This window comes from Rhodoferax sp. (assembly GCF_034519335.1).
Taxonomy (GTDB): Bacteria; Pseudomonadota; Gammaproteobacteria; order Burkholderiales; family Burkholderiaceae_C; genus Allorhodoferax.
In genome coordinates this window covers 146594-169923 of sequence record NZ_JAXHOL010000034.1, presented here as the reverse complement: position 1 = coordinate 169923, position 23330 = coordinate 146594, and the positions used below count along the sequence as shown (strand labels likewise).

Here is a 23330-nt window from a genome sequence, read left to right as displayed (position 1 = left end):
GATTTTTATGACTGTTTATTCCATTCGGCCTGAAGCAACGCTGGAGGCTGTGCAGCGCGCGCTCGGCGACAAGGTCAAGCGTTTGACAGTGGCTTTGGGTGAAGTCGAGTTGTTGGTGTCTCCTGCTGATCTGCTGGTGGTTGCCAAAGCCTTGCGCGATACACCTGGTTGCCAGTTTGAGCAGTTGCTGGATCTCTGTGGTGTGGATTACTCCGAGTACAAAGCGGGCGCTTACGAAGGCCCGCGTTTTGCTGTGGTCATGCAGCTGTTATCGGTAAGTCTGAATCAGCGTTTGCGTTTGAAGGTGTTTGCTTCGGATGACGATATGCCATCCCTGGCGTCGGTCACGGAGATATGGAATTCTGCCAACTGGTTCGAACGCGAAGCCTTCGACTTGTTCGGAATCGTGTTTGAAGGTCACAATGATCTGCGTCGCATCCTGACCGATTACGGCTTTATCGGCCATCCCTTCCGCAAAGACTTTCCGACCACCGGTCATGTGGAGATGCGCTTTGACGCGGAGCAGGGGCGGGTGGTCTACCAGCCCGTCACCATCGAAACCCGCGAGATCACTCCACGCATCATCCGCGAAGAGAATTACGGAGGCCTGCAGTAAGCAGTTGAATGCATGGCTGAAATCAAAAATTACACCCTGAACTTTGGTCCCCAGCACCCGGCAGCGCACGGCGTGTTGCGCTTGGTGCTGGAGCTCGACGGCGAAGTTATCCAGCGCGCTGATCCCCATATTGGGTTGCTGCACCGTGCTACCGAAAAGCTGGCGGAGAGCAAGACGTATATCCAGTCGCTGCCCTATATGGACCGATTGGACTATGTGTCCATGATGTGCAACGAGCACGCCTATTGCTTGGCTATCGAGAAATTGCTGGGTATTGAAGTGCCGGTGCGTGCGCAGTACATCCGTGTCATGTTCTCGGAAATCACGCGTTTACTAAATCACCTGATGTGGCTGGGGTCACACGGCAACGATTGCGGCAGCTCGACGATCCTGATTTACACCTTCCGTGAGCGCGAAGATCTGTTCGACATGTACGAAGCGGCCAGCGGTGCGCGCATGCATGCGGCCTACTTCCGTCCTGGCGGTGTCTATCGTGATCTGCCGGACACCATGCCCCAGTTCAAGGCCAGCAAAGTGCGCAATGCCAAGGGCATTGAAGAGCTCAACAGAAACCGCAAAGGCTCCTTGCTGGATTTCATTGAAGACTTTACGCAGCGTTTCCCCGCGTGCTTGGAGGAATACCACACGCTGCTGACTGAGAACCGCATCTGGAAGCAGCGTACGGTGAACATCGGTATTGTCAGCCCTGAGCGCGCGCTGAATATGGGCTTTACGGGTCCCATGTTGCGTGGATCCGGCATTGCCTGGGATCTGCGCAAGAAGCAGCCTTACGACGCCTACGACAAGTTGGACTTCGATATCCCCGTGGGCAAGACCGGCGATGTTTACGACCGCTATCTCGTTCGCATGGAAGAGATGAAGCAGTCCAACCGCATCATCAAGCAGTGTGTGGACTGGCTCAAGGCCAACCCCGGTCCGGTGATCACGGACAACCACAAGGTGGCCCCTCCTTCGCGCGAATCCATGAAGACCAGCATGGAAGAGTTGATTCACCACTTCAAGCTGTTCACAGAAGGTTTTCGTGTACCCGAAGGGGAAGCCTATGCTGCTGTGGAGCACCCCAAAGGCGAGTTTGGTATCTACATCGTTAGTGATGGTGCCAACAAACCTTACCGGCTCAAGATTCGTCCACCAGGCTTTGCCCACTTGGCGGGTCTGAATGAGATGGCCACCGGGCACATGATTGCCGACGCGGTGTCCATTATTGGCACCATGGATATTGTTTTTGGAGAGATTGACCGATGATCTCTGATGCCACCAAGGCACGCTTCGCCAAGGAAGTCGCCAAGTACCCTGATAACGACACGGGCCGCCAGTCTGCGGTGATGGCCTGCCTGTCTATCGTCCAGCAGGAGCTGGGCCATGTCAGCACTGACAGCGAGAAGGTGATCGCCGACTACCTGCATATGGCTCCCATGGCAGTGCATGAAGTCACGACCTTCTACAACATGTACAACCAGAAGCCGGTTGGCAAGTTCAAGCTGAATGTTTGCACCAACCTGCCGTGCCAACTGCGCAATGGTCAGCACGCACTGCACCATCTGGAAAAGAAGTTGGGTGTTCACATGGGTGAGACCACTGCCGACGGCATGTTTACCCTGCAACAAAGCGAATGCCTCGGCGCCTGTGCTGATTCGCCGGTGATGCTGGTCAATGACCGCCACATGTGCAGCTTCATGAGCGACGACAAGCTGGACCAGCTGGTGGATGCGCTGCGCGCCGAAGGAGGCAAGTGATGAGTGTCGACAAGATCCTCGATCAATTCAAGGCCACAGGCGTTCAGACCTGTTTCCATGACCGCCACATCAATCCGCAAATCTACGCCGGCCTGAATGGTTCCAACTGGAGCCTGAAGGACTACGAAGCGCGCGGTGGTTATCAAGCGCTGCGCAAAATCCTGGGCAAGGATGGCGGTGAAGGTCTGACGCAAGACCAGGTGATTGCCACTGTCAAAGAGTCTGCCTTGCGCGGACGCGGCGGCGCCGGCTTCCCCACGGGCTTGAAGTGGAGCTTCATGCCCCGCTCCTTCCCAGGCCAGAAATACCTGGTCTGCAACTCGGACGAAGGCGAGCCCGGTACCTGCAAAGACCGCGACATCCTGCAGTTCAACCCGCACATCGTGATCGAAGGCATGGCTATCGCGGCCTACGCCATGGGCATCAGCGTGGGCTACAACTACATCCACGGTGAAATCTTCTCTGCCTATGAGCGCTTTGAAGAGGCTTTGGAGGAGGCGCGTGCCGCCGGCCTGCTGGGCAACAACATCATGGGCAGCAACTTCAGCTTCCAGCTGCATGCAGCTCACGGCTTTGGCGCCTACATCTGCGGCGAGGAAACCGCGCTGCTCGAATCGCTGGAAGGCAAAAAGGGCCAACCCCGCTTCAAGCCGCCGTTCCCGGCCAGCTTTGGCCTGTACGGCAAGCCCACCACCATCAACAACACCGAAACATTTGCGGCGGTGCCCTGGATCATCCGCAATGGTGGTCAGGCCTACCTCGAATGTGGCAAGCCCAACAACGGCGGCACCAAGATCTACTCCATCAGCGGTGATGTAGAACGCCCAGGCAATTACGAAATTCCCATGGGAACGCCGTTCGCCAAGTTGCTGGAATTGGCCGGTGGTGTGCGCGGTGGCAAGGCCCTCAAGGCCGTGATCCCCGGTGGATCATCTTCTCCCGTGCTGCCTGCTTCCATCATGATGGAATGCACCATGGACTATGACTCCATCGCCAAGGCCGGTTCCATGCTGGGTTCGGGTGCGGTCATCGTTATGGATGAAACGCGTTGCATGGTCAAAGCGCTGCAGCGACTGTCGTATTTCTACATGCACGAGTCCTGTGGCCAGTGCACCCCTTGCCGTGAAGGTACGGGCTGGCTTTCGCGTATGGTTGATCGCATTGTGGATGGCCAGGGTCGCCCCAGCGATATGGCGCTCTTGGACAACGTGGCCGAGAACATCATGGGCCGTACCATTTGCGCCTTGGGCGATGCGGCCGCGATGCCAGTTCGCGCCATGATCAAGCACTATCGGCACGAATTTGAGTACCTCATAGAGCACAAGACCAGCATGGTCGCGGCTCAGGTCTGAGTGGACTACAACATGATTGAAATCGAACTCGACGGCAAGAAGGTGGACATTGTTGAAGGCAGCATGATCATGCATGCCGCAGACAAGGCTGGCACCTATATTCCCCACTTCTGTTACCACAAAAAACTTAGTATTGCAGCCAACTGCCGCATGTGCTTGGTGGATGTGGAGAAGATGCCCAAGCCCATGCCGGCCTGCGCTACACCCGTGACGCAGGGCATGATTGTGCGCACCAAGAGCGACAAGGCCATCAAAGCCCAGAAGTCGGTCATGGAGTTTCTGTTGATCAACCACCCCTTGGATTGCCCGATTTGCGATCAGGGTGGTGAGTGCCAGTTGCAGGATTTGGCGGTCGGCTACGGTGGATCGTCGTCGCGTTACGAAGAAGAAAAGCGCGTGGTGCAGGTCAAGGATGTCGGCCCGTTGATTTCCATGCAGGAAATGAGCCGTTGCATCCACTGCACGCGCTGTGTGCGTTTCGGTCAAGAAGTAGCCGGCGTCATGGAGTTGGGCATGTCCCACCGTGGCGAACATGCCGAGATCGAAACCTTCATCGGCGACTCGGTGGACTCGGAACTCTCGGGCAACATGATCGACATCTGCCCTGTTGGTGCCTTGACCAGCAAGCCCTTTCGCTACAGCGCCCGTACGTGGGAACTGTCGCGTCGCAAGTCGGTCAGCCCGCATGACTCTGCTGGTGCTAACTTGATTGTTCAGGTGAAGAACCACAAGGTCTTGCGCGTGGTCCCATTGGAAAACGACGCCGTCAACGAATGCTGGATTGCCGACCGTGACCGTTTTTCCTACGAAGCCTTGAACAGCGATGATCGCCTCACGTCCCCCATGCTCAAGCAAGGCGGCGAATGGAAGAGTGTGGACTGGCAAACGGCACTGGAATATGTGGCCAATGGCCTGAAACAGATCAAGGCCAACCACGGCGCCGCCAGCATTGGCGCCTTGGTCAGCCCGCACAGCACGCTGGAGGAGTTGCAACTGGCTGGCGCGCTGGTGCGCGGCCTGGGCAGCGACAACATCGACTACCGCCTGCGTAACAGCGAGTTTGTGCCCGCAGCCGGTGTGCGTTATCTGGGTACCTCCATCGCATCCCTGTCGCAACTGCAACGGGTGTTAGTGATCGGCTCCAATCTGCGCAAGGACCACCCTCTTTTTGCCCAGCGTATTCGCCAAGCTACCAAACTGGGCTGTGTGGTCAGTGCCGTGCTGTCTGAATCTCCCGACTGGGCAATGCCCGTTGCGCACACTGCGTTGGCGCCAGCGACATCGTGGGTACAGGCTCTGGCTGATATTGCAGCAGCCATTGCAGCCGAAAAATCTCTGTCCGCGCCTGCAAATGGCACGGTCACTCCCGTAGCCCAGTCGATTGCGCGCTCTCTTTTGTCGGGCGAACGCAAGGCCGTGTTGCTGGGCAATGCCGCCGCACACCATGCGAAGGCGTCCAGCCTGCTGGCACTCGCCAACTGGATTGGCGCACAAACCGGCGCCACAGTGGGTTTCCTCACCGAAGCCGCCAACACCGTGGGCGCCCAACTGGTCGGTGCCGTACCTCAGGGCGCGGGATTGAATGCAGCGCAAATGCTGTCCGGCGGTCTGAAGGCTGCGCTGCTGCTCAATACCGAACCGGAATTCGACAGCGCCTTGGGCCGCGACGCGGCGCTGGGTCTGGGCAAGGCAGAAATGGTCGTCACGCTGAGCCCCTTCAAGGCGAATCTCGACATCAGCGATGTGATTTTGCCGATTGCTCCCTTCACCGAGACCTCCGGTAGTTTTGTGAACGCTGAAGGGCGTGTGCAGAGCTTCCACGCAGTGGTTAAGCCTGCGGGCGAAGCACGTCCGGCTTGGAAGGTGCTGCGCGTACTGGCCAATTTAATGGGTGTGCCCGGAGTTGACTACGAAGCCTCGCAAGACGTGCTCAAGGCCATCGCGCTGGAAGCGCAGGGCGACAACGTATTTGTGCCGGCCTTACGCCTGAGTAATGCCAGCGATGCTGCGATCGACACGCGTGCCGCAGAGGTCGCTCCGGTGGTCGCATCGATTTACCAACTGGATGGCCTGGTGCGCCGTGCCACATCGCTGCAGTTGACCGCCGATGCGCGGCGGGCTCAGCCAGCGCAAGAAGAGGCTTTGTCATGATTGACGCCATTTACAACGCCGGTTTGGGATTGTTTCCGGCCACTTGGTGGGCTAGTGTTCTTTGGCCAGTGGTCTGGACATTGCTGAAGATCGTCGTGGTGGTTTTGCCCCTGATGGGCGCCGTCGCCTACCTGACACTGTGGGAACGTAAGTTCCTGGGCTGGATGCAGGTGCGGGTGGGGCCCAACCGTGTGGGACCTCTGGGTTTGTTGCAGCCCATTGCCGATGCCTTGAAGTTGTTGACCAAAGAAATTTTGGTACCAACACAAGCTAGCAAGGGCTTGTTCTTCATCGGCCCCATCCTGACCATCATGCCCGCCATGGCTGCTTGGGCCGTCATCCCTTTTGGCCCTGACGTTGCATTGGCGAACATCAACGCCGGCCTGCTGTTTGTGATGGCTATCACCTCCATGGAAGTCTATGGTGTGGTGATTGCTGGTTGGGCCTCCAACTCCAAATACGCCTTCCTTGGCGCCCTGCGTGCCTCAGCGCAAATGGTCAGTTATGAAATCGCCATGGGGTTCTGCCTTGTGATTGTGCTCATGATTTCAGGCAGCATGAACTTGACGGAGATCGTGATGGGGCAGGGCAAAGGCAACTTTGCGGCCATGGGTCTAGGTTTTCTCTCCTGGAACTGGCTGCCTCTACTTCCCATTTTTGTTGTCTACATCATCTCCGGTTTGGCCGAGACAAATCGTCATCCATTTGACGTGGTCGAAGGAGAGGCCGAGATCGTCGCAGGTCACATGGTGGAGTACTCCGGCATGTCCTATGCCATGTTCTATCTGGCCGAGTACGCCAACATGTGGCTCATCTCCATTTTGGCGTCCCTCATGTTTTTGGGTGGATGGTTGTCACCTGTTGCGGCGCTTGACTTCATTCCCGGCTGGATTTGGCTAGGTATCAAAACATGTGTTGTCGTGAGCCTGTTTATTTGGGTGCGCGCTACTTTCCCACGTTTTCGTTATGACCAGATCATGCGTTTGGGCTGGAAGGTGTTTATCCCAGTTACCCTGGTATGGCTCTTGGTCATTGGCGGCTGGATGCAAACGCCCTTCAACATCTGGAAGTGAAAAAGCTGCCCATGTCTTCCAATTCTGTCGTCCGTATGCCTTCCGCTTTTTCCCTCAAGGATTTTCTCTACAGCTTTCTGCTTGTGGAGCTGTTCAAGGGCATGGCCCTGACGGGTCGCTACCTGTTTCGCCGTAAGGTGACCGTGCAGTTCCCTGAAGAAAAAACGCCGCTGTCGCCACGGTTCCGCGGTCTGCACGCCCTGCGGCGCTACGAAAACGGTGAAGAAAGATGCATCGCCTGCAAACTGTGTGAGGCAGTTTGTCCAGCCATGGCCATCACCATCGAATCCGATGTGCGTGACGACGGTTCGCGTCGTACTACCCGTTACGACATCGATTTGACCAAGTGCATTTTTTGCGGCTTCTGTGAGGAAAGTTGCCCGGTGGATTCAATCGTGGAAACCCACATTCTGGAATACCACGGCGAGAAGCGGGGCGACCTGTATTTCACCAAAGAGATGCTGCTGGCTGTGGGCGATCGCTACGAGCCGGAAATTGCTGCGGCCAAGCAGGCCGATGCCAAGTACCGCTGATCTGTCGCAAGAAAGTGTTTGAATCATGAGTGTTACGACTGGTCTTTTTTATGCCTTCTCCGCAGTGCTGTTGTTTGCAGCATTCCGGGTTATCACGGCACGCAACCCGGTGCATGCAGCCTTGTACTTGGTGCTGACCTTCTTTCAGGCAGCGCTGATTTGGATGCTGTTAAAAGCCGAATTTTTGTCCATCGCGCTTGTGCTGGTGTACGTCGGTGCGGTCATGGTGCTGTTTTTGTTCGTCGTGATGATGATGGACGTCAATGTGGAGAACTTGCGCTTGGGTTTTTGGAAGCACTTTCCATTGGCGGCATTGGTCGGAGTGGTCATAGCGCTTGAAATGGCTGCTGTCTTGATGGGGGGCTTTCGTATTGCGGAAGATCCTTCCTCGACTGTTGTAGTCGCCGGTTCTTCCAATACCAAAGAGATTGGTGTGTTGCTCTTCACCCAATACTTGGTTCCCTTGGAGGTTGCCGCGGCCATTTTGTTGGTTGCCATGATTGCAGCCATTGCGCTGACTTTACGAGCACGTAAGGACAGCAAATACGTAAGTCCTGGCGACCAGGTGCGCGTGAAGTCGCGTGATCGTATGACCGTGGTGAAAATGGCCGCCACGCAGGCATCCCCGGTAGTTACTGCAGAAGCAGACGCGGAGAAAAAACAATGACTTTGACTTTGGGCCATTTTCTGTCTCTGGGCGCCATGTTGTTCGCCCTGTCGGTGGTCGGTATCTTCTTGAACCGCCGCAACCTGATTGTGCTGCTCATGGCTATCGAGCTCATGCTGCTGGCTGTGAACACTAATTTTGTGGCTTTCTCCCACTACCTCAATGATCTGCATGGCCAGATTTTCGTGCTCTTCATCATGACCGTGGCTGCCGCAGAAGCTGCCATCGGCTTGGCCATTCTGGTGCTCCTGTTCCGCAATAAGAACAGCATCAGCGTGGACGAACTCAATTCGCTCAAAGGTTAAACACAATGAGCCAAACCCTTTCCGCATCGACCCTGCTGGCCGTGCCGCTGGCCCCCCTGGTGGGAGCCGCGCTGGCCGGTATCTTTGGTACCCGCTTCGGTGGTAATTGGATCGGCCGCAAGGTGAGCCATACGCTGACGATTCTCGGCGTGCTGATCGCCTTCATTCTCTCCGCCGACACGCTCAAATCCGTAGTCCTCGATGGTGCCCGTTTCAATGAGACGCTCTACACCTGGATGGTGGTGGGTGGACTCAAGATGGAAGTTGGGTTTCTGGTAGATGGTCTCACCGCCATGATGATGTGTGTGGTGACCTTTGTATCGCTGATGGTCCATCTGTACACCGTGGGCTATATGGAAGAAGACGAAGGCTACAACCGCTTCTTCGCCTATATCTCCCTGTTTACCTTCTCCATGCTCATGCTGGTGATGAGCAACAACTTGTTGCAGTTGTTCTTCGGCTGGGAAGCGGTGGGTTTGGTGTCCTACCTGCTAATCGGCTTCTGGTTCAACAAGCCCACGGCCATCTTCGCCAATATGAAGGCCTTCTTGGTCAACCGCGTGGGCGACTTCGGGTTTATTTTGGGTATTGGCCTCATCGTGGCCTATACCGGAACACTGAATTACAGCGAAGTGTTTGCCAAATCTGGTGAGTTGGCCCAACTGGGTTTTCCTGGAACTGAGTGGATGCTGGTCACTGTAATATGCATCTGCCTGTTTGTCGGTGCCATGGGCAAGTCTGCCCAATTCCCATTGCATGTCTGGTTGCCAGATTCGATGGAAGGCCCCACCCCCATTTCCGCTCTGATACATGCGGCAACGATGGTGACTGCAGGCATCTTTATGGTGGCCCGCATGTCGCCCTTGTTCGAGATGAGTGACACAGCCTTGAACTTCATCTTGGTTATTGGCTCCATCACTGCTTTGTTCATGGGTTTTCTGGGCATTATTCAGAACGATATCAAACGTGTCGTGGCCTATTCCACGTTGTCTCAGCTGGGATACATGACTGTGGCTTTGGGGGCCTCTGCCTACTCGGTGGCAGTGTTCCACCTGATGACCCATGCGTTCTTCAAAGCTTTGTTGTTTCTCGGCGCGGGCTCAGTGATCATGGGCGTGCACCACAACCAGGATATTCGCTGGATGGGCGGCCTGCGCAAGTACATGCCCATTACCTGGATTACATCTCTGCTCGGCTCGCTGGCGCTGATCGGTACCCCTTTGTTTGCCGGCTTCTATTCCAAAGACAGCATCATCGAAGCGGTGCACTTCAGCCAATTGCCTGCGGCTGGTTTTGCGAGCTTTGCCGTGTTGGCCGGTGTGTTTGTGACCGCGTTTTACTCGTTCCGCATGTACTTCCTGGTGTTCCATGGCAAAGAGCGCTTTGACCAAAACCCAGACGCACACCACGATGACCACCACGGACACCACGGAGAAGATCATCACCCGCATGAGTCGCCTTGGGTCGTCACCGTGCCTTTGGTCTTGCTGGCCATTCCATCGGTCTTGATCGGTTATCTGACCATTGAGCCCATGCTGTTTGGCGGCTTTTTCAAAGATGTGATCTTTGTAGATGTGGAGAAGCACGGAGCGATGGCCGGGCTGGCTGGCATATTCCACGGCCCCATGCAAATGGCTTTGCATGCGTTCTCTACAGCACCTTTCTGGTTGGCGTTGGCAGGTGTGGTGACGTCATATCTGATGTACATGGTCTTTCCTGCCGTGCCTGCAGCCATCAAACGCAATGTCATGCCCGTGTTCAACCTGTTGGAAAACAAGTACTACTTGGACTGGATCAACGAGAACATCTTGGCCCGTGGCGCACGCACTCTGGGTATGGGGCTTTGGAGGGTGGGAGACCAAGCCGTGATTGACGGTACCTTGGTCAACGGGTCCTGGAAGCTGGTGGGCTGGGTTTCCTCCATCGTTCGCAAGGGCCAGTCGGGGTATCTGTACCACTATGCCTTGGTCATGATCCTTGGCATCTTTGTGCTGATGACGTACTTCGTTTGGCTCAAGTAGGAGAAAAATAATATGGGTTTGTTGAGCCTCGCTATTTGGGTTCCCATCGCTTTCGGTGCGGTGTTGCTGGCTTGTGGTCGTGACGAACATGCCAAGGTGGTTCGCTGGATTGCTTTGGTCGGTGCCGTGATCAGCTTCCTGCTGACTTTGCCCCTGTATGACCAGTTTGACACGACCACCGCGGCCATGCAGTTTGTGGAGAAAGCGGGCTGGATCAGTCGCTTCAATGTGAATTACCACCTGGGCGTAGACGGCATTTCGTTCTGGTTCGTTCCGCTCACGGCGTTCATCACCGTGGTGGTGGTTATCGCGGGCTGGGAAGCCATTACCCAACGCGTCAACCAATACATGGGCGCGTTCCTAATCCTGAGCGGACTCATGATTGGTGTGTTCACCGCGCTGGACGGCCTGCTGTTCTACGTGTTCTTCGAAGCCACATTGATTCCCATGTACCTGATCATTGGTATCTGGGGCGGTCCTAACAAAATTTACGCGGCGTTCAAGTTCTTCCTCTACACCTTGCTCGGCTCTCTGCTGATGCTGGTGGCCCTGATTTACTTGTACACCAAGTCGGGTGGCAGTTTTGACTTGGCCACTTGGCACGCTCTGCCTTTGGGTAGCACGGCGCAGACGCTGTTGTTCTTTGCCTTCTTTGCTGCATTTGCCGTGAAGGTGCCCATGTGGCCTGTGCACACTTGGTTGCCCGATGTGCACGTGGAAGCGCCTACCGGTGGTTCCGCTGTGCTTGCTGCCATCATGCTCAAACTCGGTGCTTATGGCTTCTTGCGCTTCTCAATGCCCATTGCGCCCGATGCTGCGCACGAATGGGGTGGTTTCATGGTGGCGCTGTCCCTGATTGCAGTGGTCTACGTGGGCTTGGTGGCCATGGTGCAGCAAGACATGAAGAAACTCGTGGCGTATTCGTCGGTTGCGCACATGGGGTTTGTGACCTTGGGCTTCTTCATATTCAATGACTTGGGCGTATCGGGTGGTCTGGTGCAGATGATCGCGCACGGTTTTGTGTCGGGTGCCATGTTTTTGTCGATTGGTGTGTTGTACGACCGCGTGCATTCGCGGGAAATCGCCAGTTACGGCGGTGTGGTCAACACCATGCCCAAGTTCGCTGCTTTTGCCCTGTTGTTTGCGATGGCCAATTGCGGGTTACCGGGAACTGCTGGTTTTGTGGGCGAATGGATGGTGATTTTGGGTGCTGTGAAGTTCAACTTCTGGATTGGCTTTGCCGCCTCCAGTGCGCTGATCTTTGGAGCAGCCTACACGCTGTGGATGTTCAAACGCGTATACCTTGGCCCAGTAACCAATGATGATGTCAGGGGTCTTTCGGATATCAACGCCCGTGAATTTTTCATGCTGGCGCTGTTGGCGGTGGCGGTGTTGTACATGGGCCTGTACCCCAAGCCCTTCACCGATGTAATGGACGTTTCCGTGGCCGAGTTGCTCAAGCACGTGGCTGTGTCCAAATTGAACTGATCCAACTGAATTGCGAGACGAACGATGATAGACAAACTCAGTTTGATCACGGTATTGCCAGAGATCATTTTGTTGGTCATGGCATGTGTCATTGCCCTGATTGATTTGCGTGTGAAATCGCCCTTGCGCGGTGTGACCCACGTTTTGACGCTGCTTACTTTAGGCGCAGTGGCTTTGTTGCAAGCTTCTTATGCCTCCACAGGCCAGACGCAATACGCTTTCAGCAACATGGTCGTCAGCGACTCCCTGGGCAACTGGCTCAAGTGTTTTGCCACCTTGGCGGTGATGGTGACGCTGGTGTATGGCCGTGCTTACGCCAGCCAGCGCGACATGTTGCGCGGCGGCGAACTGTTCACCTTGAGCATTTTTGCGTTGCTCGGCATGTTCGTCATGATCTCCGGCAATAACTTTCTGGTCATCTACATGGGCTTGGAGTTGTTGACCTTGTCCAGCTATGCGTTGGTGGCCCTGCGCCGCGACCACGTGGCAGCTACCGAAGCCGCCATGAAGTACTTCGTGCTTGGCGCCATGGCCTCCGGTTTCTTGCTCTATGGCATGTCCATGCTCTATGGTGCGACCGGTTCTCTGGATGTGAACGAAGTGTTCAAGGCGATTGCCTCCGGCCAGATTCGCCATATGGTGTTGGTGTTTGGCTTGGTGTTTTTGGTGGCGGGCCTGGCGTTTAAGCTGGGCGTGGTACCGTTTCACATGTGGATTCCCGATGTCTACCAAGGCGCACCTACGGCAGTGACATTGATGATCGGTGGCGCGCCCAAGTTGGCGGCATTTGCCATCGTCATGCGCTTGCTTGTTGAAGGCATGCTGCCCTTGGCGGGTGACTGGCAGCAAATGCTGATGGTCTTGTCGATTGGCTCGCTGCTGATTGGCAACCTGGCAGCCATTGCGCAGACCAATCTCAAGCGCATGCTGGCGTTTTCCACGATCGCACAAATGGGGTTTGTCCTCCTTGGTTTGATGTCTGGCGTGGTCAATGGCAATACTGCCTCAGGTGCCAATGCTTACAGCTCCGCGATGTTTTATGTGGTGAGCTATGTGCTGACCACTTTGGCAAGTTTCGGTGTGATCCTGCTACTGTCGCGCGAGGGTTTCGAGAGTGAGGAAATTGCAGACTTTGCCGGCCTGAACCAACGCAGCCCGCTGTACGCCGCGATCATGGCCATTTGCCTGTTCTCCTTGGCCGGCATTCCGCCCATGGTGGGTTTCTATGCCAAGCTCTCTGTGCTGCAAGCGCTGATTGCCTCTGGGGATAGTTTCTATTTGGCGTTGGCTGTATTCGCCGTGCTCATGTCGCTTATCGGCGCCTTCTACTACTTGCGTCTTATCAAGGTCATGTACTTTGATGAACCCATCACCGCCACTACTGTGACAGCGCCCGCCGATGTGCGTGTGGTGCTGTGCATCAATGGAGGCCTGGTGTTGTTGCTGGGTGTATTTCCCAGTGGCCTGATGGCCTTGTGCGCCAATTCCGTGCGCCAAATGCTGGGTAGCTAGGCGCTTCGGCGCCTGGCTCCAGTATGTATCGGAGCAACGATGATGGACTCATTTGCGGCTGGCTTGGTCGTGTTGTTGGCTTTGGTGTTCGCCAACCTCCCGTTCTTCACTGAGCGTTTTCTGGGCCTGTATCGGCTCACAGCCGAGAAGTCGTTGGGTTGGCGCCTGCTGGAACTCTTGTTTCTGTATGCGGTAACTGGCGCCATTGGCATGGGCCTCGAGCACCGTGCTGGCCAGATCAGTCCGCAGGGTTGGGAGTTCTACGCCATTACCTTTGCTTTGTTCGTCACCTTGGCGTTCCCGGGCTTCGTCTACAGGTACCTGCTTAAGCGTACGGGGTGAGTCGCATTGTTATGGACGACGTTACTCATCTGATCGAACGCAAAGTTTCTGGCGAGGAAATCCTCAAGGGGAATTTTCTCCACGCATTCCGTGACCAGGTGCTGTTGCCCAATGGAAAAGCAGCAACACGTGAGTATGTGGTCCACCCCGGTGCAGTCATGGTCATCCCCCTGCTGGACGATGGCAGTGGCGAGCTCAAACTGGTGCTGGAACGCCAGTATCGTTACCCGGTAGAGCGCGTGATGATTGAGTTTCCGGCGGGCAAGTTGGATCCCGGTGAAAGTGTGCAACGCTGCGCTCAGCGCGAACTTTTGGAAGAGACCGGTTACACCGCAAAGGCGTGGGCTCGCGCGGGCGTCATGCATCCTGTCATTTCCTATTCCACCGAATTTATTGACATCTGGTTTGCGCGCGATTTGCAACTTGGAGAGCGTAAGCTCGATGAGGGTGAGTTCCTTGATGTATTCACCGCTACCCCTGCCGAGTTTCTGCAATGGTGCCGACAAGGCTTGGTAACGGATGCAAAAACCCTGGCCGGCGCGCTGTGGGTTCAAAACGTGCTGCAGGGTGATTGGCCTCTGGAGTGGTCCAAACCCGTGTCTGCCTGATAGCCGCCTTGCCACCATGAAAGTACTGGACCTGCAATGCAGCAAGCTCCATCTCTTTGAGTGCTGGTTTGCCTCGGAAGAGGACTTCAGGTCACAGTGTTTGCGTGGCTTGGTGCAGTGTCCTGTTTGTGCGGACCCCACCGTGGAGAAGAAGCTCAGTGCACCGCGCCTGAACCTGTCTGGAGCGCGCGAAACCCAAGCTCCCAAACAGGAGCAGGCGGGATCAGCAGCAATTCCCTCTGCGACTCCCTTACCTATCGGCGAAGTAGAAACGGCGCTGGCTGCCGCTTGGATGGCCGTGGCCCGCCATGTGGTGGCTAACACCACAGATGTGGGCAGCAAGTTCGCTGAAGAAGCCCGCAAGATGCATTACGGCGAGGCTGAAGTACGTAGCATCCGGGGCCAGACTACCCCTGAGCAGGCCCTGGAGCTGGTGGAGGAGGGCATAGAAGTTATGCCGCTCCTCTTGCCGGAGGCTCTCAAGGGCCCGCTTCAATAGGGCGGGCCTTTTCAGGGGTACAGGCCACGCAATTCGCGCGCATGCAGGATGCGTTTGCAGGCTACGATGAAGGTGGCGGTGCGCAGGCTGACCTTGTGGTCTTGGGCCACATTCCAGACGCCGGCAAAGGCCTCTTTCATGATGCGCACCAGGCGGGCGTTGATTTCGTCTTCGCTCCAGAAGAAGCTGGAGAAATCCTGCACCCACTCAAAGTAGCTCACCGTTACGCCACCGGCGTTGGCAATCACGTCGGGCAGCACCAGCACATTGCGCTCTTGCAGGATGTCATCGGCCTCGGGCGTGGTCGGGCCGTTGGCGCCTTCAATCACCAGCTTGGCCTTGATGCGCCCGGCATTTGCCTTGGTAATCTGTTGCTCCAGTGCAGCGGGGATCAGGATGTCGCAGTCCACGTCCCAGAAGGCGTCATTGGCAATCGTTTCTGCTGGCGTGAATCCGGCCACTGAGCCGTGGGCAGCCACGTGGGCCAGCAGGGCGGGAACGTCCAGCCCGGACTCCTTGAAGATGGTGCCACCATGGTCCTGCACAGCCACTACACGGGAACCGGCTTGGGCAAACAGCTTGCCCGCGATGCCGCCCACGTTGCCAAAGCCCTGCACGGCCACGCGCGCCTTGGAGATATCCAGACCGATGTGCTGGGCCGCTTCCACGCCCACCGTGTACACGCCACGGCCCGTAGCTTCGCGGCGACCGAGCGAGCCGCCCAGGTCAATCGGCTTGCCGGTCACTACGCCAGTAGCGGTGGCGCCTTCGTTCATGGAGTAGGTGTCCATCATCCAAGCCATGATTTGCTCGTTGGTGTTCACATCCGGCGCCGGGATGTCCTTGGTGGGCCCGATGATGATGCCGATTTCGCTGGTGTAGCGGCGTGTCAGGCGCTCCAGCTCGCCGCGCGACAACGTCTTGGGGTCGACACGGATGCCGCCCTTGGCGCCGCCGTAGGGCACGTTCACCGCCGCGTTCTTGATCGACATCCAGGCCGACAGTGCCATCACTTCGGAGAGCGTCACGTCCTGGTGAAAACGCACGCCGCCCTTGCCGGGGCCGCGCGAGGTGTTGTGCTGCACGCGGTAACCCTCGAAGTGGGCCACAGTGCCGTTGTCCAGCTGGATCGGCACATCGACAATGAGTGCGCGTTTGGGGCGCTTCAGTGTTTCGGCCCAGCGGGCCAGATCGCCCAGGTAGGGCGTGACACGATCCACCTGTTGCAGGTAGATGCCCCAGGGACCAAGGTGGTCAGCCTGCAGGTAAGAGGGCAGCGCATGGGTGGTGGCTGCGGGGTGTGCGGGAGACGCTGGGTTAGCGCGGTGTTGCGACATGAAAGCTCCTTGTGGTTGTCGTCATGGCCGCAATGTAGGCGGGCTACGGCGACCTGTCCAAGGCCACTTCATTTGCAAACTATGCAAAAAATTAATAACTGCCTAGGCGCTGACGTCCAGGATGCGCCCGGTGGATTGGCCTTGGCTGTTCACCACCGGCGCGGCATTGCTGTCTTCTTTCAGGGGATTGCCACTAGCCGCGAACTTGGGGCTGACCGCCGTGTACATGCGCTGCAAAAAGTCTTGTGTGGCGGGCGGGGTTTCGCTGTTTTGCTGGCGCAGGGCAGACGCGTAGGTGCTGTCTTTGCTCTGCTGGCCGGCGGCGCTCAACGTGCGCGCGGTCTGGTTGCGTTCTTGGGATTCACGTTCAGCTTGGTCGGCCTGGGCACGCAAGTCATTGGCCCGCGCCTCGGCAGAGTCAGCCTCTCGTCGCGCCTGTTCGATGCGCGTTTTACTCAGCGTCGCCTGCAGAGAGGGCGATGCCGAGTTGGTGGCAGTGATGCTGACCATGGCCCCTGCTACTGAGGCCGCTCAGGCGGTAACGTTGAGCAACCGCCCGGTGGTTTGGCCCTGGGTGTTGACCACCGGTTGAGGTTTGGGCTTGGGCTCTTCGGTCTTTTGGGCTTCGGATGCCTTGGCCTGCACTTCGCGCTGCTGCGTCTCTCGCACTTCCTGGGTGCGTTTGGCGGCCTGAATCTCCTGCACCTGCTGGGGTCTGGCTTTGCTGACGTCCATAGCAATCTCCGAAGGGTTGAAGGCTTTGATTTTAGGCATTTCACCCCCGTATTTCAATGCTTTACACGGCTGCGTTTCTGCTAGCTCAGGCGTTGAACTGCAGCGCCGCCAGCCCGGCGTACACGCCACCGCGTGCCACCAGCTCAGCGTGTGTGCCCTGTTCCACCAGCTTGCCGTGGTCCAGCACCACGATCAGATCGGCCTTTTGTACCGTAGCCAGGCGGTGGGCAATCACCAGCGTGGTGCGGTCGCGCATGGCACTTTCCAGCGCGGCCTGCACCATGCGCTCGCTCTCGGCGTCCAGCGCGCTGGTGGCTTCGTCCAGCAGCAGCAGTGGCGGGTTTTTCAGCATGGCGCGTGCAATCGCAATGCGCTGGCGCTGGCCGCCCGACAGGCGCACGCCGCGTTCGCCCAGGAAGGTCTCGTAGCCCTGGGGCAGTGCGATGATGAAATCGTCGGCAAACGCGGCCTGCGCAGCGGCCTTCACTTCGGCATCGGTTGCATCGGGCTTGCCGTAGCGGATGTTCTCCAGCGCGCTGCTGGAGAAAATCACAGCGTCCTGCGGGACGATGCCCACGCGCTGGCGCAGTGCGTCCAGCGCCATGTTGCGCGTGCCTACGCCGTCCAGCTCAATGCCGCCGCTCTGCGGATCGTAGTAACGCAGCAGCAGCTGGAACACCGTACTCTTGCCGGCGCCACTGGGCCCGACGATGGCCACGGTCTGGCCGGGCAACACGTTGAGGCTGAAGTTTTGCAGCGCAGGCTGCAAGGGGCGCGACGGGTAGTGGAAATCGATAGATTCAAATTTAATAGCGCTTCCCGCAGAAGGCATGGACGCTAGAGTCGGTTTTGACGGAGAAGTGATGGGCGACTGGGTGCCCAGCAGCTCCATCAGGCGCTCGGTCGCGCCGGCGGCGCGCAGCAGGTCGCCGTACACCTCGCCCAGCACCGCAAACGCACTGGCCAAGATGATCACGTAGACCACGGTCTGGCCCAAATGGCCGGCCGTGATGCGCCCCTCCGCCACGGCTTGGGTGCCTTGGTACAGGCCCCACAGTAGCGCGGCGCTGGTGGCAATGATGATGAAAGCTACCAGCATGGAGCGCATCAGGCTGCGCTTGGTGGCGGTCTCGAAGGCGTTGTCGGTGGAGGTGACAAAACGCGCGGTTTCGCGCCCCTCAGCGGTGTAGCTTTGCACCACGGGAATGGCGTTGAGCACTTCGGCCGCAATCGCGCTGGAGTCGGCAATGCGGTCTTGGCTGGCACGTGACAGTTTGCGCACGCGCCGGCCAAACCACAGGCTGGGAACCACCACCAAGACCAGTACCACCAGCACCTGCAGCATCACCACCGGGTTGGTCCACACCAACACACCCAGGGCGCCCATGCCCATCACGGCGTTGCGCAAACCCATGGAGAGCGACGAGCCCACCACGGTTTGCACCAGCGTGGTGTCGGCAGACAGGCGCGAGAGCACTTCCCCGGTTTGGGTGGTCTCAAAAAACTCGGGGCTTTGTTTGAGCACATGGCTGTAGACCGCATTGCGCAGGTCGGCAGTCACGCGTTCGCCCAGCCAGCTCACCATGTAAAAGCGCGCCGCCGAAAACAGGCCCAGCGCCACCGCCACCGCAAACAGCGCGGCAAAGTGCTCGCGCAGCGCCATCACCTGCGCGCCTTTGTCGGTCTGGACCAGCCCGCCGTCAATCAGGCTGCGCAGCGCAATCGGAAACGCCAGTGTGGCGCCCGCCGCCAGCACCAGAAACACCAGCGCCAAACCAATGCGGCCCCGGTAGGGCCGCAGAAACGGCAGTAGGCCGGAAAGAGATTTGGGGTTGGTAGCTTTGGGGCGGTCGGAAGATGTCATGGCAGCCTAGGTGGGGGCGGGGACAGGGGAGGCAAGGTACCCGGAGAAATATAGTGAAATATGCCTTTGGCGCCCACCATTATTGCGCGAGCAGCTCCTGAATTTGTAGCGTTTATTTTCCGGTTTGTTGCGGTATTTTGCAGGGGCGCTAGAGCTTCAGGGCTGCGGCATACCCGGTCATCTCCAGGTAGCCACGCCCAACCAGCGTGCCATTGCTGTCCCACACCTCGCTGAGGCCTTCCCAGTAAATGGCGCCCGTGGAGCTGCGGCTGTCGAGCTCCTGGTTATCGACAACGGCTTTCACCGTGTAGTAGTCGGCTGGGGTGCGTACCACCCACTCCACGGGGTAGCTGGCTTGACTCAAAGGGCTGCGCCAGCTGCGCACGGGGCGGAACAACACCTCGCCACGCGAGAACGCATAACGTGTCCCGGTGGCGCTGCGGAACGAACCACCGTCCCACAAGACACCACCCTGCCGGTCACGCAGCTGAAACGCGGTGAGCGCGCTGCCATCGAATAAGTTGATGCCGATCCAGTCCCAGCCCACCGCCTGCGGGTGCAGCACTTCCTGGCTCCATTCGTGGTCCAGCCAAGCGGTGCTGCCCGCTTCCAGCGGGAGGTTTTTGCCTTTCAATGCAATGCTGCCGCTCACCTTCAGCTGTGGCACGCTGTAGTAGTAGCTGGCCTGTTTTTCTTCGGGGCCTTTGCGCGAGAGCCCGTCTTTTCCCTGCAGCAGCAAGGCTTGCGTGGCTTGGAACTGCAGGTTCAGCGCGAAGTCTCCGGCAGGAATCTTGGCGTGCAAGTCCGCGCCCTGGCGCAGCAGGGACCAATCGCGCAGCTGCACACCGGTGTCTTCTTGGCTGGCAAATGCCGTATCTGCCGGGTTGCTGCCCGCAGGCTCCCCGGACCAGCGGGCGATGCGCTGGTCGTGCCACAGCTTCTTGCCTGCCACATCGGTCACAGCGGCGTGCGCAAACAGCAGCTGTTTGGCGGCCATGCGTGATGGCATGTCTTGCGTGGCCGCCACCCGGCTGCGGAAAAACGTGACCTGAAATCCCAGTGCCGCTGCTTGGCCCGCCACGTTGGCATAACCCGTGAGGTACCACCACTCCGTGGCGAAGTTGTTGTGGCTCCCGGCATCGCGTGGAAAAGTGAGCCGCTTGGCGGGCAGTGCCCATGCATTGGGCAGCAGGCTGCCCAGCAGTGGCGCGGCCAAGGCGGCACGCCGCGTGATCATGGCTGCAACCACCCCACTCAGCGGTTGCCTGCGCGGGCCATGCGCTGGGCAACGCTGGGCGAGGGCTTGCCTGACAGTGCATCCAGACGTTGGCCCATGGCGGCCTCTAACTGGTCCAGCCGGGTTTGGGTGGCGGGGTGGGTGCTCAGCGCCAGGGTGAACGCCGGGTTGTCCGGTTTTGCTGTGCGCAATTGCTGCAACACCGCCACCAAGCCATAGGGGTCAAAACCTGCACGCGCGGCCAAGGCCACGCCGCTGCGGTCGGCATCAAATTCGTCGCCTTGGTCCAGGCCCTTCGAATACACCTCGCGCCCCAGTGCCAGCAGTTGGGCCGAGAGTGCGCCCTGCGCGGTGTTGCCCAGTTGCGAAGCAATGGCCCGGGTCAGCAGGCCGCTCTGTGCCGATTTGCGCATGGCGGCCAAATGGTGTTTGGCCACCACGTGGTGGATTTCGTGCGCCAGGATGCCGGCCAGCTCGGACTCATCAGCTACGGCGTCGATGAGACCCTTGGTTACAAACACATAACCACCGGGGGCTGCAAAGGCGTTGTAGCCCGTGTCGTCCAGCACTGCAAACGTCCATGGCAAGTTGGGGCGCTCGGACTGCAGGCTGATCCAGCGGCCCAAGCGATTTACATAGCGCTGCAAGGCCACATCTCGGTGCAGGGGTTTGGCGCCCAGCAGCACCGCGGCAAGTTGGCGGCCCATCTCGATTTCCTTGGGTTCGTCGATCTGCTCCATTGATTGCGAGAGCAAGCCCACCAAGTCCGAGCTGTTGGCCGCGGCTGGGGCGCTGTTGTTGCTGGCTGCATTGGGTTTGAGGATGTTTTGCAGCAGGCCACCCAGCATCTTGCCGGGGTCTTGCGCCAGCGCAGAGTGGGGCAGTGTGGCGAAGCACAGTGCCAGTCCCAAGTGGGCGAGAGTGCGTTTCATGGTGAGAACCCCGCGTTGGTGTTGTTGGCCGGGGCGGGGGGCGTCGGTACGGGCAGCGCATCCACCGTATGGGTGCTCAGGCCTGCCTCGGTGGCAAAACGTTTGGCTTGCGCTGTGTCCTGGCGCAGACCTTCCGCCTGCGCCAGGGCGGCGAGATTGGGTTGCGCGTTGGCAATGTCCTCGGCGCCCAGGCCGCGAATGCCCACGGTGGCGGTGGTACCGCTGGTGTTCTGGTTTTGCGCGCTGCCCCGGTTGAACAGGTTGGACAGACCCCGCAAGGCACCTGTGGCGGCATTTGCAACGCTGCCTTGCTCGGTGCTGGTACCCACATCAAACAGATGGAGCCAACCACTGGCTCCCGCCGCTGTTTTGACCTGCACCCAGGCGCCCTGGCGCGTTGGTTGTCGGGTCAGTGCGGTTTGGGCAGGCAGGGTGGCGATGGCCGTGGCGCTCTCTGACGGCCCCTCACGCAGCGTGGTCTGGCGTTTGGTGACCAGCGCCTCCTGCGCTTGGGCGGACAGGCTGCCTAGCAAAGCCAGCGCCAGCAGGATACAAGTGATGGGTGTACGCATGCGTGCCATTGTCGGGGAAGGGCTGCGGTGCGGCAATGGTTCAGTCCGGGTGGGCGTTGGTTTCCGGGTCCGGCACTTCGCCAATCGCCTTGCGCGTGACCGCAGCCTGCGCCATCAGCCAAGCGCAAAACGCCTGGATTTCGGGCCGTGCGCGGCTGCGCGGTCCCACCATCAGAAAGTACACCAGCGGCGTGTCGATGCGACCATTGGGCAGTACCTCCACCAGGTCGCCGCTGGCCAAGCTGTCCGCCACCAGCGGCATGCGCGCCAGCGCCATGCCCTGGCCGGTGAGTGCGGCCTGCACGATCTGGTGCGCATAGTTGAAATACATCCAGCGCTTGGGCTCCAGCTTGGGCAGGTCGTTGCCGTCCAGCCAGCGCCGCCAGGTCAGCCACTCCAGGTTATGGTGGCGGTGGCTGTCGCTGGCTTCCAAGAGTGCAAAGCGGTTCAGGTCCGCCGCCTTGCGCAGTGGCGGCCCGCTTTTGAGCAGCCAGGGGCTGGCCACCGGGGTGAGCTGCTCACCAAACAGGCGCACCGCATCGGCTGCCACGTTGTTGGGGCGGGTGTAACGGATGGCGAGGTCTACGTCGCTGGTCTCCAGGTCCACCGGGTTGTCGGTGGCGTCCAGGCGGATGTCGATGTCGGGGTACTCGGCCTGGAAGGCTTCCAGCCGCGGAATCAGCCACATGGAGGCAAAGGACGCCCAGGTGGAAATGGCCACACTCTTGCGACCTGCTGTGCGGCGGATCAGTCGCACGGCGCTATCTACCCGCTCCAGCGAAGGCAGTACGGCGCGCAACAATTGGGCACCGGCACTGGTCAGCTCCACGGCGCGCGTGTGGCGCAAAAACAGGGGCACGCCCACCTCGTCTTCCAGCGACTGCACCTGCCGGCTCACCGCACTCTGGGTCAACGACAGTTCTTCGGCTGCCGCCCGAAAATTGAGGTGGCGTGCCACCGCCTCCAGGGCACGCAGATGGCCCACTGCAATGGGCCGGGTGCGCAGGCGGATCTCGGTGCTGGAAGGGGCGACATTGGACATGGCAGGGTCGTCGATTCATGCGTGAATGGAATGAATAGCATAGCCCGATTTCATTGGACGGTGTTGCAGTGCAGCGCGATCATTCATTGCCCAACCACCTTTTCAAGGAGCCCACCATGTCCGTCCATAGTCCGTCCTCGCAACCGTCCCTTTCCGAGTTTGCTTCTGCTGCCCTGTCAGGCCCGAGCCTGGCCGCGCCGCAGGAGCACAGCGCCGAGCTGAAGCTCGACGCTGAGGCCCTCGCCATGGATGAACCCTGGGTGCTGCCCAAGGGCCGCGCTGTGACCGTACGGCCACGCACCGCCGGTGTGCTGCGTGTGGTGTCGGGTCGTGCGTGGGCCACGCTGGACGTGTCACGCCACACCCCATTGACCGAAAGTGGCGACCATTTCGTGGCCTTGGGCCATGACTTGCAGTTGCGCGCCGGGCAGCGTGTGGTGGTGGAGGCGTGGCCGTACAAGGGGCAGGACGGGATTCAGCTGCAGTGGGTGGCGCAGCCCCAGGCCTGCCTGGCGACGCGATTTCAGACCAAAGTGGTGGAGCCGGTGCGCGATATCGGGCATGGCTTGGCCTTGGTTGCACGCGCCTTGTGGCGCTTGCTGGGCGGCCTGGCGGGGTATTCAGACTTCCTGACCGCAGGCCGCGGCCGCGTGTTGCGTGGGCTGGAGTCCAACGCCCCTTGAGCGT

24 protein-coding genes are annotated in these 23330 nt (G+C 58.8%); 16 read left to right on the top strand and 8 right to left on the bottom strand.

The annotated features are described in order from the left end of the window. Positions 1-7 precede the first annotated feature (7 nt). The 15 genes from U5O12_RS15190 to U5O12_RS15120 are packed head-to-tail and all read left to right on the top strand — an operon-like array spanning position 8 to position 14924. Positions 8-616, top strand: coding sequence for an NADH-quinone oxidoreductase subunit C (locus tag U5O12_RS15190; protein WP_322579444.1), 609 nt, complete (start codon positions 8-10; stop codon positions 614-616). 12 nt (positions 617-628) lie between these two features. Further along, positions 629-1882 carry an NADH-quinone oxidoreductase subunit D gene (locus U5O12_RS15185; RefSeq protein WP_322579443.1) on the top strand — a complete coding sequence of 418 codons (1254 nt, stop codon included), beginning with the start codon at positions 629-631 and terminating at the stop codon, positions 1880-1882. Beyond that, positions 1879-2373, top strand: coding sequence for an NAD(P)H-dependent oxidoreductase subunit E (gene nuoE, locus U5O12_RS15180; RefSeq protein WP_322579442.1), 495 nt, complete (start codon positions 1879-1881; stop codon positions 2371-2373). The genes U5O12_RS15185 and nuoE overlap by 4 nt, the downstream gene beginning before the upstream one ends. Beyond that, positions 2373-3725, top strand: a complete 1353-nt coding sequence (nuoF, locus tag U5O12_RS15175) for an NADH-quinone oxidoreductase subunit NuoF (RefSeq protein WP_416221501.1) — start codon at positions 2373-2375, stop codon at positions 3723-3725. The genes nuoE and nuoF overlap by 1 nt, the downstream gene beginning before the upstream one ends. A gap of 12 nt (positions 3726-3737) precedes the next feature. Beyond that, positions 3738-5876: an NADH-quinone oxidoreductase subunit NuoG gene (nuoG, locus tag U5O12_RS15170; protein ID WP_322579440.1), complete on the top strand. Its 2139-nt coding sequence runs from the start codon at positions 3738-3740 to the stop codon at positions 5874-5876. Next, complete coding sequence (gene nuoH / locus U5O12_RS15165; RefSeq protein WP_322579439.1) at positions 5873-6949, top strand: NADH-quinone oxidoreductase subunit NuoH; 1077 nt, start codon at positions 5873-5875, stop codon at positions 6947-6949. Before nuoG ends, nuoH begins: the two co-directional genes overlap by 4 nt. A gap of 35 nt (positions 6950-6984) precedes the next feature. After that, complete coding sequence (gene nuoI, locus U5O12_RS15160; RefSeq protein WP_322579481.1) at positions 6985-7482, top strand: NADH-quinone oxidoreductase subunit NuoI; 498 nt, start codon at positions 6985-6987, stop codon at positions 7480-7482. Positions 7483-7507: 25 nt separating this feature from the next. Beyond that, positions 7508-8149, top strand: a complete 642-nt coding sequence (locus U5O12_RS15155) for an NADH-quinone oxidoreductase subunit J (protein ID WP_322579438.1) — start codon at positions 7508-7510, stop codon at positions 8147-8149. Next, positions 8146-8454 (top strand): NADH-quinone oxidoreductase subunit NuoK, encoded by a 309-nt coding sequence (gene nuoK / locus U5O12_RS15150; RefSeq protein WP_094478035.1) that lies wholly within the window; start codon positions 8146-8148, stop codon positions 8452-8454. Before U5O12_RS15155 ends, nuoK begins: the two co-directional genes overlap by 4 nt. Positions 8455-8459: 5 nt before the next feature. Continuing rightward, a complete protein-coding gene (nuoL, locus tag U5O12_RS15145; protein ID WP_322579437.1) occupies positions 8460-10475 on the top strand; it encodes an NADH-quinone oxidoreductase subunit L in 2016 nt (671 codons plus the stop codon). Between the two features lie 12 nt (positions 10476-10487). Continuing rightward, positions 10488-11963, top strand: a complete 1476-nt coding sequence (locus U5O12_RS15140) for an NADH-quinone oxidoreductase subunit M (RefSeq protein ID WP_322579436.1) — start codon at positions 10488-10490, stop codon at positions 11961-11963. Between the two features lie 24 nt (positions 11964-11987). Further along, a complete protein-coding gene (nuoN, locus tag U5O12_RS15135; RefSeq protein WP_322579435.1) occupies positions 11988-13475 on the top strand; it encodes an NADH-quinone oxidoreductase subunit NuoN in 1488 nt (495 codons plus the stop codon). A gap of 39 nt (positions 13476-13514) precedes the next feature. Beyond that, on the top strand, positions 13515-13817 hold the full coding sequence (locus tag U5O12_RS15130; RefSeq protein WP_322579434.1) for a DUF2818 family protein: 303 nt from the start codon (positions 13515-13517) through the stop codon (positions 13815-13817). An 11-nt stretch (positions 13818-13828) separates the two neighbouring features. Beyond that, positions 13829-14425, top strand: a complete 597-nt coding sequence (locus U5O12_RS15125) for an NUDIX hydrolase (RefSeq protein ID WP_322579480.1) — start codon at positions 13829-13831, stop codon at positions 14423-14425. 16 nt (positions 14426-14441) lie between these two features. Continuing rightward, positions 14442-14924 (top strand): DUF1178 family protein, encoded by a 483-nt coding sequence (locus tag U5O12_RS15120; RefSeq protein WP_322579433.1) that lies wholly within the window; start codon positions 14442-14444, stop codon positions 14922-14924. Positions 14925-14935: 11 nt separating this feature from the next. Here the strand turns inward: U5O12_RS15120 and U5O12_RS15115 are convergent, their stop codons facing one another. From U5O12_RS15115 to U5O12_RS15080, 8 genes are all read right to left on the bottom strand, one after another. Beyond that, positions 14936-16261: a Glu/Leu/Phe/Val dehydrogenase gene (locus U5O12_RS15115; RefSeq protein WP_322579432.1), complete on the bottom strand. Its 1326-nt coding sequence runs from the start codon at positions 16259-16261 to the stop codon at positions 14936-14938. A 102-nt stretch (positions 16262-16363) separates the two neighbouring features. Next, positions 16364-16771, bottom strand: a complete 408-nt coding sequence (locus tag U5O12_RS15110) for a hypothetical protein (RefSeq protein ID WP_322579431.1) — start codon at positions 16769-16771, stop codon at positions 16364-16366. A 21-nt stretch (positions 16772-16792) separates the two neighbouring features. Continuing rightward, on the bottom strand, positions 16793-16996 hold the full coding sequence (locus U5O12_RS15105) for a hypothetical protein (RefSeq protein WP_322579430.1): 204 nt from the start codon (positions 16994-16996) through the stop codon (positions 16793-16795). 85 nt (positions 16997-17081) lie between these two features. Beyond that, positions 17082-18860 carry an ABC transporter transmembrane domain-containing protein gene (locus tag U5O12_RS15100; RefSeq protein WP_322579429.1) on the bottom strand — a complete coding sequence of 593 codons (1779 nt, stop codon included), beginning with the start codon at positions 18858-18860 and terminating at the stop codon, positions 17082-17084. Positions 18861-19008: 148 nt separating this feature from the next. Beyond that, positions 19009-20097, bottom strand: a complete 1089-nt coding sequence (locus tag U5O12_RS15095) for a carotenoid 1,2-hydratase (RefSeq protein WP_322579428.1) — start codon at positions 20095-20097, stop codon at positions 19009-19011. 17 nt (positions 20098-20114) lie between these two features. Further along, on the bottom strand, positions 20115-21029 hold the full coding sequence (locus tag U5O12_RS15090) for a M48 family metalloprotease (RefSeq protein WP_322579427.1): 915 nt from the start codon (positions 21027-21029) through the stop codon (positions 20115-20117). Then, on the bottom strand, positions 21026-21601 hold the full coding sequence (locus U5O12_RS15085) for an SH3 domain-containing protein (protein ID WP_322579426.1): 576 nt from the start codon (positions 21599-21601) through the stop codon (positions 21026-21028). The genes U5O12_RS15090 and U5O12_RS15085 overlap by 4 nt, the downstream gene beginning before the upstream one ends. 40 nt (positions 21602-21641) lie before the next feature. Beyond that, the gene (locus U5O12_RS15080) at positions 21642-22643 is read right to left on the bottom strand and encodes a LysR substrate-binding domain-containing protein (protein ID WP_322579425.1); all 1002 of its coding nucleotides are present in this window, start codon (positions 22641-22643) and stop codon (positions 21642-21644) included. Between the two features lie 116 nt (positions 22644-22759). Between U5O12_RS15080 and U5O12_RS15075 the strand changes: the two genes are divergently transcribed. Then, on the top strand, positions 22760-23326 hold the full coding sequence (locus U5O12_RS15075) for a DUF2917 domain-containing protein (protein ID WP_322579424.1): 567 nt from the start codon (positions 22760-22762) through the stop codon (positions 23324-23326). The last annotated feature ends 4 nt before the right edge of the window (positions 23327-23330 follow it).

Bases quoted from the DNA above. Each gene is read 5' to 3' on its own strand.
- U5O12_RS15190 (WP_322579444.1), top strand. From the start codon at position 8: ATGACTGTTTATTCCATTCGGCCTGAAGCAACGCTGGAGGCTGTGCAG.
- U5O12_RS15185 (WP_322579443.1), top strand. From the start codon at position 629: ATGGCTGAAATCAAAAATTACACCCTGAACTTTGGTCCCCAGCACCCG.
- nuoE (WP_322579442.1), top strand. From the start codon at position 1,879: ATGATCTCTGATGCCACCAAGGCACGCTTCGCCAAGGAAGTCGCCAAG.
- nuoF (WP_416221501.1), top strand. From the start codon at position 2,373: ATGAGTGTCGACAAGATCCTCGATCAATTCAAGGCCACAGGCGTTCAG.
- nuoG (WP_322579440.1), top strand. From the start codon at position 3,738: ATGATTGAAATCGAACTCGACGGCAAGAAGGTGGACATTGTTGAAGGC.
- nuoH (WP_322579439.1), top strand. From the start codon at position 5,873: ATGATTGACGCCATTTACAACGCCGGTTTGGGATTGTTTCCGGCCACT.
- nuoI (WP_322579481.1), top strand. From the start codon at position 6,985: ATGCCTTCCGCTTTTTCCCTCAAGGATTTTCTCTACAGCTTTCTGCTT.
- U5O12_RS15155 (WP_322579438.1), top strand. From the start codon at position 7,508: ATGAGTGTTACGACTGGTCTTTTTTATGCCTTCTCCGCAGTGCTGTTG.
- nuoK (WP_094478035.1), top strand. From the start codon at position 8,146: ATGACTTTGACTTTGGGCCATTTTCTGTCTCTGGGCGCCATGTTGTTC.
- nuoL (WP_322579437.1), top strand. From the start codon at position 8,460: ATGAGCCAAACCCTTTCCGCATCGACCCTGCTGGCCGTGCCGCTGGCC.
- U5O12_RS15140 (WP_322579436.1), top strand. From the start codon at position 10,488: ATGGGTTTGTTGAGCCTCGCTATTTGGGTTCCCATCGCTTTCGGTGCG.
- nuoN (WP_322579435.1), top strand. From the start codon at position 11,988: ATGATAGACAAACTCAGTTTGATCACGGTATTGCCAGAGATCATTTTG.
- U5O12_RS15130 (WP_322579434.1), top strand. From the start codon at position 13,515: ATGATGGACTCATTTGCGGCTGGCTTGGTCGTGTTGTTGGCTTTGGTG.
- U5O12_RS15125 (WP_322579480.1), top strand. From the start codon at position 13,829: ATGGACGACGTTACTCATCTGATCGAACGCAAAGTTTCTGGCGAGGAA.
- U5O12_RS15120 (WP_322579433.1), top strand. From the start codon at position 14,442: ATGAAAGTACTGGACCTGCAATGCAGCAAGCTCCATCTCTTTGAGTGC.
- U5O12_RS15115 (WP_322579432.1), bottom strand. From the start codon at position 16,261: ATGTCGCAACACCGCGCTAACCCAGCGTCTCCCGCACACCCCGCAGCC.
- U5O12_RS15110 (WP_322579431.1), bottom strand. From the start codon at position 16,771: ATGGTCAGCATCACTGCCACCAACTCGGCATCGCCCTCTCTGCAGGCG.
- U5O12_RS15105 (WP_322579430.1), bottom strand. From the start codon at position 16,996: ATGGACGTCAGCAAAGCCAGACCCCAGCAGGTGCAGGAGATTCAGGCC.
- U5O12_RS15100 (WP_322579429.1), bottom strand. From the start codon at position 18,860: ATGACATCTTCCGACCGCCCCAAAGCTACCAACCCCAAATCTCTTTCC.
- U5O12_RS15095 (WP_322579428.1), bottom strand. From the start codon at position 20,097: ATGATCACGCGGCGTGCCGCCTTGGCCGCGCCACTGCTGGGCAGCCTG.
- U5O12_RS15090 (WP_322579427.1), bottom strand. From the start codon at position 21,029: ATGAAACGCACTCTCGCCCACTTGGGACTGGCACTGTGCTTCGCCACA.
- U5O12_RS15085 (WP_322579426.1), bottom strand. From the start codon at position 21,601: ATGCGTACACCCATCACTTGTATCCTGCTGGCGCTGGCTTTGCTAGGC.
- U5O12_RS15080 (WP_322579425.1), bottom strand. From the start codon at position 22,643: ATGTCCAATGTCGCCCCTTCCAGCACCGAGATCCGCCTGCGCACCCGG.
- U5O12_RS15075 (WP_322579424.1), top strand. From the start codon at position 22,760: ATGTCCGTCCATAGTCCGTCCTCGCAACCGTCCCTTTCCGAGTTTGCT.